This window comes from Trebonia sp., assembly GCF_049794275.1.
Classification (GTDB): Bacteria; Actinomycetota; Actinomycetes; order Streptosporangiales; family Streptosporangiaceae; genus Trebonia.
The window spans coordinates 1-1,686 of record NZ_JBARCR010000914.1 but is presented as its reverse complement, the minus strand read 5'-3'; the positions used below and the strand labels follow the sequence as shown (position 1 = coordinate 1,686).

Below are 1,686 nucleotides of genomic sequence, written 5' to 3'. Positions count from 1 at the left end.
CGCCCGGCGGCGGCCAACGGGACGGCCCCTGACGAGGCGGCCCCTAACGGCACGCCTGCCGCCGAGCCGCCGCCGGAACTGCAGGCGGGCAGCGTCCCGCGCTGGCTGCAGACCTCGGCCGCCTGGTCCTGGCGGCTGCTGCTGCTCGCGGCCGCGCTGTACGTCGCGGCGCGGGTGGCCGCGCTGCTGTACATCGTCGTCGTGCCGTGCGCGGCCGCCATCCTGCTCACCGCGCTGCTGCAGCCGCTGACCGCCCCGCTCCGCCGGCGCGGGATGTCCCCGCTGGCCGCCACCTGGTGCATCCTGCTGCTCGCCATCGTGCTGCTCGGCGGCGCCGGGTGGCTGGTGACCACCAGGGTCCAGGCCGACTACCCCAGCCTCGTCACCCAGTTCAAGCACACCACCACGCAGGTCCAGGCCTGGCTGGCCGGACCGCCGTTCCACCTGCATACCGGCAGCCTCCAGCAGTTGTCGAACGACGTGGTGAAGTACCTCAGCCAGCACAAGTCGGCGGTCGAGGGCACCGTGGTGACCGGCAGCAGGATCGTGGTGGAGCTGCTGGCCGGCGTGGTGCTGTGCTTCTTCGTCTCGTTCTTCCTGATCAAGGACGGGACGAGGATCTGGCAGTGGCTGACCAGCCGGTTCCAGACGGAACGCAGGCGTCGCGCCAACCTGGCCGGGGCCGCCGCCTGGCAGGCGGTCGTGTACTACGTCCGCGGCACGGTCGCGGTGGCCGCGATTCACGCCGTGGTGATAGGCGTCACGCTGACGATCATCGGCGCGCCGCTGGTCGCGCCGCTGGCGCTGTTCATGTTCCTCGCGGCGTTCGTGCCGCTGCTCGGCGTGCTCGTGGCGGGCGCCGTCGCGCTCCTGGTGGTGCTCGCCACCAAGGGCTGGATCGCCGCGATCATCGTGCTCATCGTCATGGTCGTGATGAACCAGCTGGAGGGCCACCTGCTGCAGCCGCAGGTCGTCGGGAAGATGGTGCGGCTGCATCCGCTCGCGGTGATCCTCGTGCTGGCCGTGGGCGCCGTGGTGGCGGGCATCGCGGGCGCCGTCGTGGCCGTGCCGATCACGGCCGCGATAACACGCGCGGCGCGGGCGCTGCGTGACGACCACGGCCCGGGGTAGGGTCGCGTACGCTCTGGGGTGTGGAAGTGCTGATCACCCGGCTGGACCCGGACGTGCCGCTGCCGTCGTACGCGCGGCAGGACGACGCGGGCGCTGACCTGGTCTGCGCCGGGGACGTCGACCTCGCGCCCGGCCAGCGCGCCGTGGTCGGCACCGGGATAGCCATCGCCCTGCCAGCCGGGTACGCGGCGTTCGTGCACCCGCGCTCGGGGCTAGCCGCTCGGCACGGGGTGACGCTGGTCAACGCGCCGGGCACGATCGACGCGGGCTACCGCGGCGAGATCAAGGTGGTCCTGCTGAACACCGACCCGGTCACGCCGGTCTCGTTCCGGCGCGGCGACAGGATCGCCCAGCTGGTGGTGCAGCGCGTGGAGCGGGCCGCCTTCCGCGAGGTGGCCGCCCTGCCCGATTCGGCCAGGGGCGACAATGGTTTCGGCTCGACCGGTGGTCACGCGGGCGGTCTCGCCGCCGGCGTGACCACGGGGTGAGAACGGAGGAGAGATGCCAGTGTTCGGTCGGCGCCGCGGCGCCGGTGACCGCGACGCGGTAGGGGAG

The 1,686-nt window shown here is 72.8% G+C and carries 2 protein-coding genes; both read left to right on the top strand.

Features of this window, described 5'->3' with window-relative positions; all coding sequences use genetic code 11:
• A partial coding sequence (locus WA805_RS23555; RefSeq protein ID WP_425243422.1) for an AI-2E family transporter occupies positions 1 to 1,131 on the top strand: 1,131 nt, incomplete at its 5' end.
• 20 nt (positions 1,132 to 1,151) lie between these two features.
• Positions 1,152 to 1,619 (top strand): dUTP diphosphatase, encoded by a 468-nt coding sequence (gene dut, locus WA805_RS23550; protein WP_422273701.1) that lies wholly within the window; start codon positions 1,152 to 1,154, stop codon positions 1,617 to 1,619.
• Positions 1,620 to 1,686: the final 67 nt, after the last annotated feature.